The 17181-nt window shown below is 66.9% G+C and carries 16 protein-coding genes; 12 read left to right on the forward strand and 4 right to left on the reverse strand.

Translation table 11 applies throughout. From position 1 onward, the window contains the following. Positions 1-46: 46 nt before the first annotated feature. Together AC04MD_RS19380 and AC04MD_RS19385 are read left to right on the forward strand one after the other, a co-directional pair. The gene (locus AC04MD_RS19380) at positions 47-856 is read left to right on the forward strand and encodes a CoA pyrophosphatase (protein ID WP_475498841.1); all 810 of its coding nucleotides are present in this window, start codon (positions 47-49) and stop codon (positions 854-856) included. Continuing rightward, the gene (locus tag AC04MD_RS19385) at positions 853-1710 is read left to right on the forward strand and encodes a sulfurtransferase (protein WP_475498842.1); all 858 of its coding nucleotides are present in this window, start codon (positions 853-855) and stop codon (positions 1708-1710) included. Before AC04MD_RS19380 ends, AC04MD_RS19385 begins: the two co-directional genes overlap by 4 nt. Before the next feature lie 11 nt (positions 1711-1721). Here the strand turns inward: AC04MD_RS19385 and AC04MD_RS19390 are convergent, their stop codons facing one another. Continuing rightward, positions 1722-2498, reverse strand: coding sequence for an enoyl-CoA hydratase/isomerase family protein (locus AC04MD_RS19390; protein ID WP_475498843.1), 777 nt, complete (start codon positions 2496-2498; stop codon positions 1722-1724). Positions 2499-2536: 38 nt separating this feature from the next. On the opposite strand from AC04MD_RS19390, the gene AC04MD_RS19395 reads away from it, so the two are divergent. Beyond that, positions 2537-2980: a copper chaperone PCu(A)C gene (locus tag AC04MD_RS19395; RefSeq protein ID WP_475498844.1), complete on the forward strand. Its 444-nt coding sequence runs from the start codon at positions 2537-2539 to the stop codon at positions 2978-2980. 197 nt (positions 2981-3177) lie between these two features. Here AC04MD_RS19395 and AC04MD_RS19400 read toward each other — a convergent pair whose 3' ends face one another. Then, positions 3178-3597 (reverse strand): acyl-CoA thioesterase, encoded by a 420-nt coding sequence (locus tag AC04MD_RS19400; protein ID WP_475498845.1) that lies wholly within the window; start codon positions 3595-3597, stop codon positions 3178-3180. After that, positions 3594-6545: an excinuclease ABC subunit UvrA gene (uvrA, locus tag AC04MD_RS19405; RefSeq protein ID WP_475498846.1), complete on the reverse strand. Its 2952-nt coding sequence runs from the start codon at positions 6543-6545 to the stop codon at positions 3594-3596. The genes AC04MD_RS19400 and uvrA overlap by 4 nt, the downstream gene beginning before the upstream one ends. Before the next feature lie 388 nt (positions 6546-6933). On the opposite strand from uvrA, the gene rplU reads away from it, so the two are divergent. The 3 genes from rplU (at position 6934) to cgtA (ending at position 8683) form a co-directional block, all read left to right on the forward strand. After that, positions 6934-7242, forward strand: a complete 309-nt coding sequence (gene rplU, locus AC04MD_RS19410; protein ID WP_475498847.1) for a 50S ribosomal protein L21 — start codon at positions 6934-6936, stop codon at positions 7240-7242. A 12-nt stretch (positions 7243-7254) separates the two neighbouring features. Further along, on the forward strand, positions 7255-7515 hold the full coding sequence (gene rpmA, locus AC04MD_RS19415) for a 50S ribosomal protein L27 (RefSeq protein WP_062355042.1): 261 nt from the start codon (positions 7255-7257) through the stop codon (positions 7513-7515). Between the two features lie 115 nt (positions 7516-7630). After that, positions 7631-8683 carry an Obg family GTPase CgtA gene (gene cgtA, locus AC04MD_RS19420; protein ID WP_475498848.1) on the forward strand — a complete coding sequence of 351 codons (1053 nt, stop codon included), beginning with the start codon at positions 7631-7633 and terminating at the stop codon, positions 8681-8683. A 133-nt stretch (positions 8684-8816) separates the two neighbouring features. Here the strand turns inward: cgtA and rpsT are convergent, their stop codons facing one another. After that, positions 8817-9086: a 30S ribosomal protein S20 gene (rpsT, locus tag AC04MD_RS19425; RefSeq protein ID WP_062355047.1), complete on the reverse strand. Its 270-nt coding sequence runs from the start codon at positions 9084-9086 to the stop codon at positions 8817-8819. A gap of 127 nt (positions 9087-9213) precedes the next feature. Here rpsT and murJ point away from each other — a divergent pair, with 127 nt between their 5' ends. The 6 genes from murJ (at position 9214) to AC04MD_RS19455 (ending at position 17078) form a co-directional block, all read left to right on the forward strand. Further along, positions 9214-10824 (forward strand): murein biosynthesis integral membrane protein MurJ, encoded by a 1611-nt coding sequence (gene murJ, locus AC04MD_RS19430; RefSeq protein ID WP_475498849.1) that lies wholly within the window; start codon positions 9214-9216, stop codon positions 10822-10824. Positions 10825-10905: 81 nt separating this feature from the next. After that, positions 10906-11853 (forward strand): bifunctional riboflavin kinase/FAD synthetase, encoded by a 948-nt coding sequence (locus AC04MD_RS19435; RefSeq protein WP_475498850.1) that lies wholly within the window; start codon positions 10906-10908, stop codon positions 11851-11853. Beyond that, positions 11850-14681 (forward strand): isoleucine--tRNA ligase, encoded by a 2832-nt coding sequence (gene ileS / locus AC04MD_RS19440; protein ID WP_475498851.1) that lies wholly within the window; start codon positions 11850-11852, stop codon positions 14679-14681. Before AC04MD_RS19435 ends, ileS begins: the two co-directional genes overlap by 4 nt. Next, positions 14681-15178 (forward strand): signal peptidase II, encoded by a 498-nt coding sequence (gene lspA, locus AC04MD_RS19445; protein WP_475498852.1) that lies wholly within the window; start codon positions 14681-14683, stop codon positions 15176-15178. Before ileS ends, lspA begins: the two co-directional genes overlap by 1 nt. 196 nt (positions 15179-15374) lie before the next feature. Continuing rightward, positions 15375-16325 carry a 4-hydroxy-3-methylbut-2-enyl diphosphate reductase gene (gene ispH, locus AC04MD_RS19450; RefSeq protein WP_475498853.1) on the forward strand — a complete coding sequence of 317 codons (951 nt, stop codon included), beginning with the start codon at positions 15375-15377 and terminating at the stop codon, positions 16323-16325. Between the two features lie 123 nt (positions 16326-16448). Continuing rightward, the gene (locus tag AC04MD_RS19455; RefSeq protein WP_475498854.1) at positions 16449-17078 is read left to right on the forward strand and encodes a hypothetical protein; all 630 of its coding nucleotides are present in this window, start codon (positions 16449-16451) and stop codon (positions 17076-17078) included. Positions 17079-17181: the final 103 nt, after the last annotated feature.

The following is a 17181-nucleotide window of genomic DNA, read 5'->3' on the forward strand; positions in this document are numbered from 1 at the left end:
GGCGTAGGGCGACGTTCCGCGCTACCCTCCGCAGGTGCCTGAAGACATGAATACCGCATTCCGCGCCGTGCTCAGCCCGTGCATCGGCGTCTGCGCGCTGGATGACGACGGGCTGTGCGAAGGCTGCCTCCGCACCACCTCCGAGATCGCACGCTGGTCGCAGATGAACGATGACGAACGCCTGCGTCTGATGGAGCATGTGCTGCCCGCACGCGAACGCGCGCGGGCGCCTGCGCCCCTTGAGCCGCGCCTGCGCGAAGGCGGTGCGCTGCGCCGTGCCCTGCACCCGTTGGGGACTGTGCCGGGCGCGGCGGGCTGGAACCACGACGACCTGGTCGACCTGCTGCCGCCCGGTCCGCTGGCCGAAGCCGCGGTGCTGGCGGGCTTCGTGCCGCGCGAGGAAGGCACGCAGGTGCTGCTGACGCGACGCACCGACGGCCTGCGCCATCACGGCGGACAGGTGAGTTTTCCCGGCGGCCGCATCGAGCCTTCCGATGCCGATGCGGTCGCGGCGGCGCTGCGCGAGAGCCGTGAGGAAATCGCGCTGCCGGCATCGCAGGTGACGCCGCTGGGCTTCCTCGACCCCTTCACCACGATCAGCGGATTCCGCGTGGTGCCGGTCGTCGCGCTGATCGATCCGGCGTTCGTGCCCGTGCCCGAGCCGAACGAAGTGGCCGACGTCTTCGAGGTGCCGCTCGATTACCTGCTGTCGCCGGACAACCTGCGCCGGGTCGAAGTCGACTACCGCGGGCGCCCGCGCGTGGTGCTCGAGTACGCATGGCCGGGCCAGCGCATCTGGGGCGCGACGGCGGCCATCCTGTTCAACCTGCGGCAACGGCTGGAGCAACTGGCATGAACTGGACGACCCTCGTCGATACCGCCGCACTGTCCGCTGCGCTCGGCGATCCCGGATTGCGGCTGGTCGATGCGCGGTTCGTGATGCTCAATGCCGCGCCGGATGCCGGTCGCGAAGCCTACGCGGCATCGCACCTGCCCGGCGCTGTCTACGCGGACCTCAATCTCGACCTGTCCGACCTGTCGAAGGTCGGCGAAGGCCGGCATCCACTGCCGGACAGCGATGTGTTCGCGCGCGAGCTGGGCGAGTGGGGCATCGGGCCGTCGCACCAGGTGGTGGTCTACGACGCCGGCGACGGCAGCATGGCGGCCGCGCGCCTGTGGTGGCTGTTGAAGCTGATGGGGCATGCCCGCGTGGCCGTGCTCGACGGTGGCCTGGCCGCGTGGCGTGAGGAGAATGGGCAGGAAACCGCCGAGGATTCCACACCAGCACCGGTCGCGGCATATCCGTCGCAGTTCGATGCCGGCCAGTTCGTCGATGCGCCAGGCATCCTCGCACGGCTGGACGCGGACAGCGGCTGGCTTGTCGATGCGCGCGCCGCCGAGCGTTTCCGCGGCGACGTCGAGCCCATCGACCCGGTCGCCGGGCACGTTCCCGGCGCACTCAATCGCCCGTTCGGGCAGAACCTGCGCGATGGTCGCTTCAAGCCGGCCGACGAGCTGCGCGCCGAGTTGTCGGCGCTGCTGCGGAACCGCTCGCCGACGGACACCGTGCTGATGTGCGGTTCCGGCGTGACGGCGTGCCATCTGCTGCTCGCCTTCGAACATGCGGGCCTGCACGGCGCACGCATCTATCCCGGCTCCTGGAGCGGCTGGATCGCCGATCCGTCGCACCCGGTCGCGCGCGGCGACTGACGAAGCGCCACCTACTTCTTCAGTTTGTCCACCAGCGCCCGCAACGCCACCTGCGTATCGGGCGCGTGCCAGGCATCGACGAAGCGCTCCAGCTGGATCAGCGTCGGGTCCAGCGCTTCGACCAGGTCGCGACGGGCGAGGGCGCGCGTCTGCAGCATGGGATGGTGCGGCAGGCGCAGCAGTTGTTGCAGCCAGGCGACGGAGCGCGCGGTGACGTTCTCCTGGTCGACGAGCTCGTCGACCAGACCGATCTCGAGGGCCCGCTCGGCCGGCACCATTTCGCCGGCGACCAGTAGGCGTTCTGCGCGATAGGGGCCGACGACGCGCCGCATCAGGCGCTGGATGCCTTCCGGCACCACCAAGCCCACCTGGGTCTCGTTGAGACCGAGCGCGAACGGGCGGGCCGGATCCGCACTGCGCGCCATCACCCGGTAGTCGCAGCACAGCGCCAGCACGCAGCCGCCTGCGGGTGCGTGGCCGGTGAGTGCGGCCACCACCGGCACGCGCGATTCGGCCAGCGTGCGTGCCGCGCCGAAGAAGGCCTGCCAGGCATCGAGCAGGGCGTGGCGGTTGTCGCCGAGCGACAGCAGGTAGGGTACGTCCATGCCGGCGGAGAAGATCTTCGGATTGCCCGCGAGCACGATGCCGCGCGAGCCGTGGTCCAGCGCGGCGTTGAGCGCATCGATCAGGGCGCGGCACAGCTCGGTATTGAGGGCGTTGACCGGCGCGCGCGCCAGGCGGATCTCGCGGATGTCGCCGTGGTCGGTAGTTTCGATGAGCCCGGTCATTCATCCTCTCCCTGAAGTCAGGCCGGTATCATAGGCGCATGAACCGTCGCATCGAAACGTTCTGCCTGTCCGTCCTGCTGCTGTCGTCTGCGGGCGTTGTCCATGCCGCCGAATGCCTGCCCGTCGTCGGGGCTGCGTGGGTGCGCCTTCCCCCAGTCGCCATGCCGATGATGGCCGGATTTGCCCGTATCGAGAATCCGTGCAAAGCCACGGTGAGTGTTGTCGGTGCTGAAAGTCTCGCCTTCGAGGAGGTGTCGTTGCACGAGACGCGCGAGGAGAATGGCGTCAGCCGCATGCGCGAAGTGGCGAACCTGCCCATCGCGTCCGGCAAGGCCGTCGAACTGAAGCCGGGTGGCTTGCACCTGATGCTGCATGGGCCCTACCAGCCGCTGGTCGTGGGCGAAAAGCCCGTGATCACGCTGAAGCTGGCCGACGGCCGTTCGTTGCCGGTGATGTTCGAGGTGCGCAAGTCGGGTCCCTGAGCCGGCAGCTTCTGTGTAGCAGCGATGTCAGTCGCGACCGTCAAGCCTCACCGGTTCGGACGCGCCGCTAGCGCGGATGAATGGCCTGCCCAGCGGAAGTCATCTTGGTCATCCCAGTCGGTTTTCGGAATGGCCGCAGGCTTGGCATTCTCCCGGTCGCGACTGACGTCGCTCCTACAGAGGAGCGGAGTGCGCTGTTACTCCGACACCGCCCGTATCGCCGCCGGCAACGGCGCGCTGTGGCCGGTCTGGGTGTCCATCCAGACCACCACGACATTGCCGTCGGAGTACAGCACGCCGTCGTCCTTGGCCGACACGATGCGGTGGCCGATGGTGACGCTGCTGGTGCCCAGCCGGTCGACGTAGAGCTCCACCACGACGTCGTTAGGCCAAGTCAGCGGCCGCTTGTAGTTGATGTTGTTGGCGGCCACGACCGGAGCGATGCGGTCGGTCATCGACACGTCCGGCACGGTCAGCATCCAGCGCACGCGCGCTTCCTCCAGGTACGAGATGTACTTGGCGTTGTTGACGTGGCCCATGCTGTCCATGTCGCGCCAGCGCACGCTGATCGGGATCTTCGCCAGCAGCTTGCGGCCGGTGTCGTGGGCGTCGCTCATCGTGCGGCCTTCTTCGTCGTGGTCTTGGTGGTCTTGCTGGCTTTCGTGGCGGACTTGCGCGGCGGCAGCACGTCGGGCTTGGCGACGGCCGCCGGCTTGGTCGGCTTCGGCGCCTTGGCGGTGGGCAGCAGCTTGGCGAGGAAGCGGCCGGTGTGCGAGTCCGGATGCGCCGCGATGTCTTCAGGGGTACCGGTCGCGAGGATCTGTCCGCCGCGATGGCCGCCTTCAGGGCCTAGGTCGACGACCCAGTCCGCCGTCTTGATGACGTCCAGGTTGTGCTCGATCACCACGATGGTATTGCCGTCGTCGCGCAGCTTGTGCAGTACGGCCAGCAAGTGCTCGATGTCGTGGAAGTGCAGGCCGGTGGTGGGTTCGTCCAGGATGTACAGCGTGCGGCCGGTGTCGCGGCGCGACAGTTCCTTCGACAGCTTGACGCGCTGCGCCTCGCCCCCCGACAACGTGGTCGCGCTCTGGCCCAGTTTGACGTAGCTCAGGCCTACGTCCACCAGCGTTTCCAGCTTGCGTGCGATCGACGGCACCGGCTCGAACAGGGCCAGCGCATCCTCGACCGTCATCTCCAGTACGTCGTTGATGTTGTAGCCCTTGTAGAGGATCTCGAGCGTCTCGCGGTTGTAGCGCTTGCCGTGGCAGACGTCGCAGGGCACATACACGTCCGGCAGGAAGTGCATCTCCACCTTGATCAGACCGTCGCCCTGGCAGGCCTCGCAACGGCCGCCGCGCACGTTGAAGCTGAAACGGCCCGGCGAATAGCCGCGCGCACGCGCTTCCGGTACCTGCGCGTACAGCTCGCGCAGGGGCGTGAAGAGGCCGGTATAGGTCGCGGGATTCGAACGCGGCGTGCGACCGATCGGCGACTGGTCGATATCGACGACCTTGTCGAACAGATCCAGGCCGGTCACTTCGCGATACGGCGCGGGCTTGTGCGAGGCGCCGTTGATCTCGTTGGCGGCCAGCGAATACAGCGTGTCGTTGATCAGCGTCGACTTGCCCGAGCCCGACACGCCGGTGATGCAGGTGAACAGTCCGGACGGAATGTCCAGGTCCACGTCCTTCAGATTGTTGCCGGTGGCGCCGCGCAGATGCAGCGTCATCTTCGGGTTGGCCTTGTGGCGTGCCTTCGGCACTTCGATCTGGCGCTTGCCGGACAGGTACTGGCCGGTCAGCGAACGCGGTGCGTCCAGCAAGTCCTGCAGCGTGCCCTGGCCGACGATCTCGCCGCCGTGCACGCCGGCGCCGGGGCCGATGTCGAGCACGTAATCCGCCAGGCGGATCGCGTCCTCGTCGTGCTCGACGACGATCACCGTGTTGCCGAGATCGCGCAGGCGCGTCAGGGTGCCGAGCAGGCGCTCGTTGTCGCGCTGGTGCAGGCCGATGCTCGGTTCGTCGAGCACGTACATCACGCCGACCAGGCCCGCACCGATCTGCGAGGCCAGGCGGATGCGCTGCGCTTCGCCGCCGGACAGGGTGTCGGCCTTGCGCTCCAGCGTCAGGTAGTCCAGGCCGACATCGACGAGGAAACCCAGACGCTCCGCGATCTCCTTGACGATCTTCGCCGCGATCTCACCACGCCAGCCCGGCAGGTCCAGGCCACGGAAGAACGCCAGCGCTTCGTCGACCGGCAGCACGACCAGCGACGGCAGCGGCCGGTCGGCGACGAACACGTTGCGCGCCGACTTGTTGAGACGCGCGCCCAGGCAGTCAGGACAGGGGCGATCACTGATGTACTTCGCCAGTTCCTCGCGCACCGCCGGCGATTCGGTCTCGCGGTAGCGGCGCTCCAGGTTGGGCACGATGCCCTCGAAGCGATGCTTGCGCTGCGTGCGGCCACCCGACTCGGTGAGGTAGGTGAACGTGATGACGTCCTCGCCACTGCCGTACAGCACGGCCTGCTGCACCTTCTCCGGCAGCGATTGCCACGGCGCATCGGTGTCGAACTGGTAGTGCTTCGCGAGCGAGGCGATCAGCTGGAAGTAGTACGCGTTGCGGCGATCCCAGCCGCGCACGGCGCCGGCGGCCAGCGACAGTTCCGGATGCACCACCACGCGTGACGGATCGAAGAACTGCGCCACGCCAAGGCCATCGCAGGTCGGGCAGGCGCCGACCGGCGAGTTGAACGAGAACAGGCGCGGTTCCAGTTCCGGCAGCGAGTAATCGCAGACGGGGCACGAATACTTCGACGAGAACAGCAGCGGCGCGGATTCGGGCTGATCCAGCGACATCACCTGGGCCATGCCGTCGCCCAGCTTCAAGGCGGTCTCGAAGCTTTCGGCGAGGCGCTGCTTGAGATCCTCGCGCGGACGGAAGCGGTCGATCACCGCCTCGATGGTGTGCTTCTGGCGCAGCGCCAGCGGCGGCACCGCGTCGATCTCGTACAGCTCGCCATCGACGCGCACGCGGACGAAGCCCTGCGCGCGCAACTGGTCGAAGACCTGCGCATGCACGCCCTTGCGCTCGCGGATCACCGGCGCCAGCAGCATGTAGCGCTGTTCGCCATCGAGCGCCAGCACCTGGTCGACCATCTGGCTGACGGTCTGCGCTTCCAGCGGGTAACCGTGGTCCGGACAGCGCGGCAGGCCGACGCGGGCGTAAAGCAGGCGCAGGTAGTCGTAGATCTCGGTGATCGTGCCGACGGTCGAACGCGGGTTGTGGCTGGTCGACTTCTGTTCGATCGAGATGGCCGGCGACAGGCCTTCGATGTGGTCCACATCGGGCTTTTCCATCACCGACAGGAACTGCCGCGCGTACGCCGACAGCGATTCCACGTAGCGGCGCTGGCCTTCGGCGTAGATGGTGTCGAACGCCAGCGACGACTTGCCGGAGCCGGACAGGCCGGTGATCACGATCAGCTTGTCGCGCGGCAGGTCGAGATCGATGTTCTTGAGATTGTGGGTACGGGCTCCGCGGATGCGGATGAAGTCCATGGCCATCGGGTGGGGGATCCGGAAAGCGAACAAGGAAGCGTAGCGGTCTGCCTAGGTGGGGGCAAATACCGCCATTCCCAGTGAGGCAGCGGGGTCGGGTGGGGCAGCGGTCAGCCCAGCAGAGAGGCGTTTTCTCTGTCCGGGCGATTGATAAGGTATTGATTTGCAAGGCTTGGGAGGCTCGGTTCGCGGAACATCCCATCGCCACCGACGCCAGTCTGCCTTGCCTTGCGGACAGGAAATGTCCGCAAAGGTCACTTCCCTGGCGCGGGATAGTGACGCCTGGTCAGGTGCGGGTTGACCGTAACTCCATGAATCCACTAAAATTCCGCTTCTGTCCGCCCTCGATGGCAGGCAGGCTCCAGAAAATAACTACAGAAACCAAGGAATCCACATGTACGCAGTCGTAGTCACGGGCGGTAAGCAATACCGCGTGATGAAGGGCGAGACGCTCCGCGTCGAGAAGCTCGAAGCCGAAGCCGGCAACGAGATCACCTTCGACAACATCCTGATGCTGGGCGATGGCGAGACCATCAGCCTGGGCGACGCCCTGAAGAGCGCCAGCGTCACCGCGAAGGTCGTCGGCCATGGCCGCGCCGACAAGGTGCGCATCATCAAGTTCCGCCGCCGCAAGCACCACATGAAGCGCCAGGGTCACCGGCAGCACTACACCGAAATCGAAATCACCGGCATCACCAAGTAAGGAGAAGCAGTCATGGCACACAAAAAAGGCGTAGGTTCCTCGCGCAACGGCCGCGACTCCAATCCGAAGATGCTGGGCGTCAAGGTCTTTGGTGGTCAGGCGATCGATGCGGGCAACATCATCATCCGCCAGCGCGGCACCCAGTTCCATCCGGGTCCGGGCGTCGGCCTGGGCCGCGACCACACGCTGTTCGCGCTGGTCGACGGCAAGGTCGAGTTCTCGGTCAAGGGCGCCAAGAAGCGTCGTACCGTGAGCGTGGTCGCGGAAGCCTGAGGCTTCCCCACACGCCGAGCGAAGGGCCCCGCCGCGTGCGGGGCTTTTCGTTTGCGGGGCCTGTTTCGCTATCCCGCGTCCGTTCCATCCTTCCTCATCACCCCAGTCCAATCCCATGAAACTCGTAGACGAAGCAGAAATCCAGGTCGGCGCCGGCAATGGCGGCAACGGTTGCGTGGGGTTCCGCCGCGAGAAGTTCATTCCGCTGGGCGGGCCGGATGGTGGTGACGGCGGCAACGGCGGCAGTGTCTGGCTGCAGGCCGACGAGAACCTCAACACGCTGGTCGACTTCCGCCACCAGACCCAGTTCCGTGCCCAGCGCGGCGAGAACGGCATGGGCCGCCAGATGTACGGCAAAGCGGGCGAAGACCTGACCATCACGGTGCCGGTCGGCACGGTGGTGACCAACGTCAGTACCGACGAAGTGATCGGCGACCTCACGCAGCATGGCGACCGCCTGCTGGTAGCCAAGGGCGGCAAGGGCGGCCTGGGCAACATGCACTTCAAGAGCTCGATCACCCGTGCGCCGCGCAAGGCGACGCCGGGTGAAGAGGGCGAAGAGCGCCTGCTGAAGCTGGAACTGAAGCTGTTGGCCGACGTCGGCCTGCTCGGCTTCCCGAACGCGGGCAAGAGCACCTTCATCCGTGCGGTGTCGGCAGCGACGCCGAAGGTGGCCGACTACCCGTTCACCACGCTGTATCCGAATCTCGGCGTGGTCAGCGTGGAGGCGCACCGCAGCTTCGTCATCGCCGACATTCCGGGTCTTATCGAGGGTGCCGCCGATGGCGCCGGCCTCGGCGCGACCTTCCTGCGCCACCTGCAGCGCACGCGCATCCTGCTGCACCTGGTGGACATGGCGCCGATGGAGGGCGGTGTGGACGGCATCGACCCGGTCGAGCAGGTGCGTGCCATCGAACGCGAACTGGAGAAGCACGATCCGGAGCTGCTGCAGAAGCCGCGCTGGCTGGTGCTCAACAAGGCCGACCTGATGTTCGAGGACGAAGCGAAAGAGCGTGCCGAGCAGATCATCGCCAGCCTGGGCTGGACCCAGCCGTGGTTCCAGGTGTCCGCCATCTCGCGCGAAGGCACCTGGCCGATCATGAAGGACGTCATGGCGTTCTTCGATCGGCAGAAGGAAGACGCCGAAGAGGCGGCCCGGGAAGGCTGAGACGAGAAACCCGCCGAAAGGCGGGTTTTTTCTGCAGCGAACGACAGTGGGCTTCCCGCCCGCTTTCCACGAGGCAAAAAGAAACCCGCCTTTCGGCGGGTTCCAGTGTCTTCGCGTTGCGTGCCGCCGTGAATCAGGCCGCTTGCAGGGCCTTGATACGGGCGTTCAGGCGGCTCTTGTGGCGGGCTGCCTTGTTCTTGTGGATCAGGCCGCGCGAGCTCAGGCGGTCGAGGATCGGCTGGGCCGACACGAACGCGGCCTGGGCGCCGGCGGCGTCATTGGCGTCGAGCGCCTTCAGGACTTTCTTGACAGCGGTGCGCAGCATCGAACGCTGACCGGCATTGCGCGCATTGCGCACGACGGTCTGCTTGGCGCGCTTCTTGGCGGACTTGATATTGGCCACGGTGGGATTCCTGGTGAATACCTGAGAGAATTCAGGCGGTGAACGGAAGACGGGTAATTGAGCCGGAAATTATGGGGCATTCAATAAGTTGCGTCAACCTGGGTCCGGCCCGGGCAAAGGGGTGGCGATGAGCGGCAGGCTGCTGCGGTCCGCCGCGGTATTCAGCTCCATGACCTTCCTGTCCCGGCTCTCCGGGCTGGTCCGGGACCAAGTCTACGCCCACGTCTTTGGCGCCGGCGGCATGATGGACGCCTTCTTCGTGGCGTTCCGCATCCCCAACTTCATGCGGCGGCTGTCGGCCGAGGGCTCCTTCTCGATGGCCTTCGTCCCGGTCCTGGCCGAATACAAGGCCACCCGCAGCGCCGGGGAGGTCAAGGCGCTGATCGACCGGGTCGCCGGTACCCTGGCCGCCGTGCTGACGCTGCTGACGGCGATCGTCATCCTGCTGGCGCCGCAGATCGCCCGCCTGATCGCGCCGAACTTCGATGACGCGCAGATGGCCATGCTGACCGATCTGCTGCGGGTCACCTTCCCCTACGCGTTGTTCATTTCGCTGGCGTCGCTGGTCGGTGCCGTCCTCAACAGCTACCAGCGCTTCGCGATCCCGGCGCTGTCGCCGGTGCTGATGAACGTGGCCATGATCTCGGCCGCGCTGGCGGCCAAGGAATGGTTCGGCAGTTCGGTGATGGTGCTCGGCTGGGGCGTGTTCATCGCCGGCGTGCTGCAACTGGGGTTCCAGCTGCCGTCGCTGTTCCGGCTGGGCCTGCTGCCCCGGCCCAAGCTGGATGCCGCCCACGCCGGCGTGCGCAAGATCCTCACCCTGATGGTGCCGACGCTGTTCGGCTCCTCGGTGGCGCAGTTCAACCTGTTGTTGAACACCTGGGTGGCCGCGCTGCTGATCAGTGGCAGCGTCAGCTGGCTGTACTACAGCGACCGGCTGCTGGAGTTCCCGCTCGGCATGTTCGGTGTCGCCATCGGCACGGTGATCCTGCCGCACCTGTCCAGCCGTCATGCCGAAACCGATCCCGAAGGCTATTCGAAGGGCCTGGACTGGGGTTTCCGGCTCTGCCTGCTGATCGGCCTGCCGGCCTGCGCAGGGCTGATTCTGTGCGCCCAGCCGCTGCTGTCGACGCTGTTCCAGTACGGCCGTTTCGATGCGAACGACGTGCGGATGGCCAGTTGGAGCTTGATGGCGCAATCGATCGCGGTGCCCGCCTTCCTGCTGGTGAAGGTGCTCGCGCCGGCCTTCTATTCGCGCCAGGACACCCGCACGCCGGTCAAGGCGGCGGTGGTGGCGGTGCTGACCAATGCGCTGTGCACGCTGCTGTTCTTCGCCGCGATGCTCTACGGCACCGAGCCCGGCCGGCAGGCCCTGCAGGCCACCGGCGGCGACCTGAAGGCCGCGCTCGGCCAGGTCCAAGGCGCCCATGCGCTGCTCGCCCTGGCGATCGCCATCGCGGGATGGGTCAATGCCGTGCAACTGGCCTGGCTGCTGCGCAAGGCCGGCGTCTACCGTCGCCAGCCGGGCTGGGCCCGGTTCCTGCGCCAGATCGTCCTCGCCACCGTGGCGATGACGCTGGTGGTGGTGGCCTTCCGCTTCGTCTGGGTCGACTGGACCCCATGGGCGTGGTGGGAGCGTGGCTGGCGGCTGGGGGTGATGGTCGGTGCCGGCGGCGGGCTGTATGCGGGGCTGCTGTACCTGCAGGGCATCCGCCCACGTGACCTGCGTGGGCATTGAGGACGTGCGGGGCCGGCTATACTTCAAGGTCTTGCACCATTCCGGATCCGCCGCCTGGCGCATCCGTCCTGACAGGAATCCATGAGCAGGCTGTTCCGTGACGTCGATGGCGGGCCTCTGTGCCCGCACGGTAGCGTGGTCTGCATCGGCGCCTTCGATGGCCTGCACCTGGGCCACCGTGCGCTGGTGCGGCATGCCGTCACCCGTGCCCGCGCGCTGGGCGTGCCGGCCGTGGTGGTGACGTTCGAGCCGCTGCCGCGCGAGTTCTTTGCCAAGGACAACCCGCCGCCGCGCCTGACCCTGGCGCGGGCCAAGGTGGAAGGCCTGCTCGACCTGGGCGCCGACCATGTCGGCCTGCTGCGCTTCGACGCCAAGCTCTCCGCCATGACGGCGGAGGATTTTGCCCGCATCCTGCTGGCGCGCCGCCTGGGGGCGAAGGAAGTCTGGATCGGTCCCGAGTTCCGCTTCGGCCATCGCCGGGATGGCGATCTCGCGCTGCTGCAGGCACTGGGCGGCCAGCTCGGCTTCATCGCCGGCGAGATCGAACCCGTGCACGCGCATGGCAACCGCGTCTCCAGCACCCGTATCCGCGAAGCGCTGAAAGGCGGCGACTTCGACACCGCCGCGCGCCTGCTCGGCCGGCCGTACGCCATCGGCGGCCGTGTCGTGCGCGGCAAGCAGCTCGGCCGCACGCTCGGGTTTCCCACCGCCAACCTGCGCTTCCCCAAGACGCCCGCGCTGTCCGGCATCTACGCCACCTGGGTACACGGCGTGGGCGACCAGCCGTGGCCGTCGGTGTCCAGCTTCGGTACGCGGCCGACGGTGGAGGGTGTGGAGCCGTTGCTGGAAGCGCACCTGTTCGATTTCGCCGGCGACCTCTACGGGCGCCACCTCGATGTCGAATTCGTCGCCAAGCTGCGCGACGAACTGAAATTCCCCGATCTGCCCAGCCTCACCGTGCAGATGCACCGCGACGCCGACGACGCGCGCGCGATCCTTTCCGAACATCAACGACGAGCGACGGCGTGAGCCAGGACTACAAAGCGACCCTCCATCTGCCCGCCACGGATTTCCCGATGCGCGGCGACCTGCCCAAGCGCGAGCCGGACACGCTGGCCCGCTGGGAAAGCCAGGGCCTGTACGCGCAGCTGCGCGACAACGCCAAGGGCCGCCCGCTGTTCGTGCTGCACGACGGCCCGCCGTACGCCAACGGCGCGATCCACCTCGGCCATGCGGTCAACAAGATCCTCAAGGACATCATCGTCAAGTCGCGCTACCTGGCCGGCTTCGATGCGCCGTACGTCCCGGGCTGGGACTGCCATGGCCTGCCGATCGAGATCGCCATCGAGAAGAAGTTCGGCAAGGTCGGCGTGAAGCTGGACGCGGTCGAGTTCCGGCAGAAGTGCCGCGAATACGCCGAGTCGCAGATCGACATCCAGCGCAAGGACTTCAAGCGCCTGGGCGTGATCGGCGACTGGGACAACCCGTACAAGACGCTCGATTTCCGCTTCGAAGCCAACGAGATGCGTGCACTGGCGAAGATCGTCGCCAACGGCCACCTGACGCGCGGCGTGAAGCCGGTGCACTGGTGCTTCGATTGCGGCTCGGCGCTGGCCGAAGCGGAAATCGAGTACGCCGACAAGGTCTCGCCGGCCGTCGATGTCGCCTATGCGGCGCGCGATGCACAGGCGCTGGCGAAGGCGTTCGGCGTCGACGTGCCTGCCGATGTCGAGGTCGCGCTGCCGATCTGGACCACCACGCCCTGGACGCTGCCCGCCTCACTGGCCATCTCGGTCGGCGGCGAGCTCGAGTACGCCCTGGTCGAAGGTCCCGCGCACGACGGCAAGCGCCGCTGGCTGGTGCTGGCCGATGCGCTGGCCGCGCGCGCGCTGCAGAGGTACGGCGTCACCGACCTGGTCGTGCATGCGCGCGCCAAAGGCGCCGTGCTGGAGGGTGCGCTGTTCGCGCATCCGTTCTACGACACGCGCGACATCCCCGTGCTGCTCGGCGACCACGTGTCGGCCGAAGACGGTACCGGCGCCGTGCATACCGCGCCCGGCCATGGCCAGGAAGACTATGTCGTCAGCAAGCAGTACGGTCTGCTCGACATGTACACCGCGGCGCAGCTCAATCCGGTCGACGGCCGCGGCGTGTACCTGCCGTCCACGCCGGCCGCGCATGGCGTGGAACTGGCCGGCCTGCACATCTGGAAGGCGAACGACACCCTCATCGAGGTGCTGAAGCAGAGCGGCGCGCTGCTCGCTTTCAGCAAGCTGGAGCACAGCTACCCGCACTGCTGGCGCCACAAGACGCCCATCGCGTTCCGCGCCACGCCGCAGTGGTTCATCTCGATGGAGCAGGCCAACCTGCGCGCCGACGCGCTCGAGGCGATCAAGCACGTCGGCTGGTTCCCGCAATGGGGCGAAGCGCGCATCGCCGGCATGGTCGACGGCCGTCCGGACTGGACGATCTCGCGCCAGCGCACCTGGGGCGTGCCGATCGCGCTGTTCGTGCACCGCGAAACCGGCGAGCCGCACCCGCGCAGCGTCGAGTTGATGCGCGCGGTCGCCGACAAGGTGGAGCAGGGGGGCGTCGACGTCTGGTACACGCTGGACGCGGCCGACCTGCTGGGCGACGAGTCGAAGGACTACGACAAGATCACCGACATCCTCGATGTCTGGTTCGATTCCGGCGTCACCCACGAAGGCGTGCTGCTGGAGCGTGGCCTGGGCAAGCCGGCCGATCTCTATCTGGAAGGCTCGGACCAGCATCGTGGCTGGTTCCAGTCCTCGCTGCTGACCGGCGTGGCCATCGACAAGGTCGCGCCGTACAAGCAGTGCCTCACCCACGGCTTCACCGTGGACGAGCACGGTCGGAAGATGTCCAAGTCGCTGGGCAACGGCATCGAGCCGCAGGACATCATGAAGACGCTCGGTGCGGACATCCTGCGCCTGTGGATCGCCAGCGCCGACTACAGCAACGAGATGTCGCTGTCTCAGGAAATCCTGAAGCGCAATGCAGACGCCTACCGCCGGCTGCGCAACACCGCGCGCTTCCTGCTGAGCAACCTCAACGGTTTCGATCCGGCGCGCGATTTGCTGGCGCCGGCCGACATGGTCGCGCTGGACCGCTGGATCGTGCATCGCGCCTACGAGGTACAGGAGAAGATCAAGGCCGCCTACGACCGTTACGACTTCGCCGAGATCGTGCAGGCGCTGCTGAACTTCTGCAGCGTCGACCTCGGTTCGCTGTACCTCGACGTCACCAAGGACCGCCTGTACACGATGCGCGAGGATTCGCGCGGCCGTCGCAGCGCGCAGAGCGCGATGTTCCATATCGCCGAAGCCTTCGTGCGCTGGATCGCGCCGGTGCTCAGCTTCACCGCTGATGAGATGTGGGGCTACTTGCCGGGCGAGCGCACGGGCAACGTGCTGTTCGCCACCTGGTACGACGGCCTGGCGCCGTTGCCGGAAGGCGCCGCGCTGAACGCCGCCGATTTCGACCAGCTGCTGGCCCTGCGCGAGCAGGTCGCCAAGGTACTGGAGCCGATGCGCGCCAATGGCCTGATCGGTGCCGCGCTGGAAGCGGAGATCGCGGTGTCGGTGAATGCCGTCACCGCCGCCAAGTGGCAGCCGCTGGCCGAGGAGCTGCGCTTCTTCTTCATCAGCGGCGACGTCACCGTCAGCGAAGTCAGCGCCGACGAGATCTTCGTGCTGGCCACGCCGACCACCAAGAGCAAGTGCGTGCGCTGCTGGCACCATCGCGCCGATGTCGGCCAGCACGCCGCGCATCCTGAGTTGTGCGGCCGCTGCGTGACCAACATCGATGGCGCCGGCGAAGACCGGGTGTGGTTCTGATGGTCGCCAAGCCGAAACCCAACGCCCTGGTCTGGCTGCTGCTGTCCGCGGTCGTGATCGGCCTGGACCAGTGGAGCAAGGCCTGGGTGCTGGCCTCGCTGCCGGAATACACGGCCATCCCGGTGATCGACGGCTTCTGGAACTGGTTCCGCACCTACAACACCGGCGCCGCCTTCAGCTTCCTGGCCGACGCGGGTGGCTGGCAGCTGTGGTTCTTCACCGTGCTGGCCGTGGGCATCAGTGGCCTGCTGGGCTTCTGGCTGTCGCGCACCGCGCGCGCCGACTGGCGCCAGGCGCTGCCGTATGCGCTGGTCATCGGCGGTGCGCTGGGTAACGTCATCGACCGCCAGATCCACGGGCACGTGATCGACTTCATCCAGTGGCATTGGCGCGATTACTACTGGCCGGCGTTCAACATCGCGGACTGCGCGGTGGTGGGCGGCGCCATCGGGATTGCGCTGTTCGGGTTGTTCGACGGCAAGAAGAAAGCCGGCTGAGGTCGGGCAGGGTTGACCGGCTGTTCGTGACGCATCAACACGGCGGGCCTGGGCCCGCCCTACGGGGCATCGCCGCGGTTTGCCCTCACCCCGTTCCCCTCTCCCGCGGACGGGAGAGGGGCGTTCGTGCCAAGCGGGACCGGCGCCGGCAACACGTTTAGCTTTTCATTTCCTCGTCTTCGGTAATATCGGTTTTATGGACGTCCTGCTCGCCAATCCCCGTGGTTTCTGTGCCGGTGTCGACCGTGCCATCGAGATCGTCAAGCGCGCCATCGAAACGCTGGGCGCGCCGATCTACGTGCGCCACGAGGTGGTGCACAACCGCTTCGTGGTCGACGACCTGAAACAGCGCGGCGCGGTGTTCGTGGAGGAACTGGACGAGGTGCCGGATGGCGCCACCGTCATCTTCAGCGCGCATGGCGTGTCCAAGGCGGTGCGCAACGAAGCCGACCGCCGTGGCCTGAAGGTGTTCGATGCGACATGCCCGCTGGTCACCAAGGTGCATTTCGAAGTGGCGCGCCACTGCCGCGCCGGTCGCGACGTGGTCCTGATCGGCCATGCCGGCCATCCGGAAGTGGAAGGCACGATGGGCCAGTGGAACCGCGAAGGCGGGGCAGGGCACATCTACCTGGTGGAGGACATCGACGGTGTGGATACGCTGGAGGTGAGCCAGCCGGAGAACCTGTTCTACACCACCCAGACCACGCTGTCGGTCGACGATACGGTGGGCATCATCCAGGCCCTGCAGGTGCGCTTCCCCGCCATCCAGGGGCCGAAGAACGACGACATCTGCTACGCCACGCAGAACCGCCAGGACGCCGTGCGCGACCTCGCCAGGCAGTGCGACCTGGTGCTGGTGGTCGGCTCGCCGAACAGCTCCAACTCCAACCGCCTGCGCGAGCTGGCCGAGCGCGACGGCGTGGAGTCGTACCTGATCGATGGCGCGCGCGAGATCGACCCGCGCTGGATCGACGGCAAGCAGCGCGTCGGCGTCACCGCCGGCGCCTCCGCACCGGACGTGCTGATCGAAGGCGTCATCCAACGCCTGCGCGACCTCGGCGCCGGCGGCGTCAGCGAACTCGACGGCGAGCCCGAGAGCATGGTCTTCGCGTTGCCCAAGGAACTGCGGCTGCAGCTGGTCAGCTGAGCGGGCGCGTCGGCGTACAGCGCGGGCGCACCCGTCATGGCGACTGGTATGGCATTGGCAGACTTGCCTGCGTACGCGTTGCGCGCCTAGTGTCGTCGCCTGGTTTTCCAGGGCGACTCATCGATGACACTCCTGTTCCGCGTCCGGCATCTCGCTGCAGGCCTTTCGCTCGTTGCTGCGATCGCGGGCTGCACTCCCGCACCTTCTGCCGACACGGCGACGGATGCCGTCGATGACTCCGTTCCGCCGGTATCCACGCCTGCGTCGGTCGCGACCGCATCGACGGCCTCTGCAGAAGCCACCGCCTCGCTGGGGACTTACACGGTCGGCGATACCCGGGTGACGCTGGTCGATGCCCTCGTGATTCCGGCAGGCACAGGCGAATTGAAGATCCTCTACACGCCGACGGTGCTGTCGGACAAGGAGCGCGAAGGCGTCCTCGCCAAGCCGGAGTGGCCCGGCATGGCGCTGATGCAGAAGACCGGCGGAGCATTCCCCGACCGTTATCCGTATGTCGTCGCCACGTTCCGCCACGAGGGCACGCCCGAGTTGAAGAACATGCGCAGCTTCCACCTGCTCGCCTATGGCATCCACGAGGCGAACTACACCGACAACGTCAATGGTCCGGTCAATGACTTCGGCTATCGGCTTGAACGCCTGAAGGTGGAGGGCGACCGCGTCTCGCTGACCTTCAACGGCAAGACGACGTTCGGCGACATCGAACGTACGTGGTCTCTCGACACGCCGTACTGATCCTGTTGCGTCCCCCGCGAGGCACACGCGCCCAGGGCGGTTCGTTGGGGCAGCCCGGCCATGCGCCCGCCATGCCATGCAGTACCGGCAGTGCACCGTGTTC

Source organism: Pseudoxanthomonas sp. LjRoot206 (assembly GCF_056175725.1).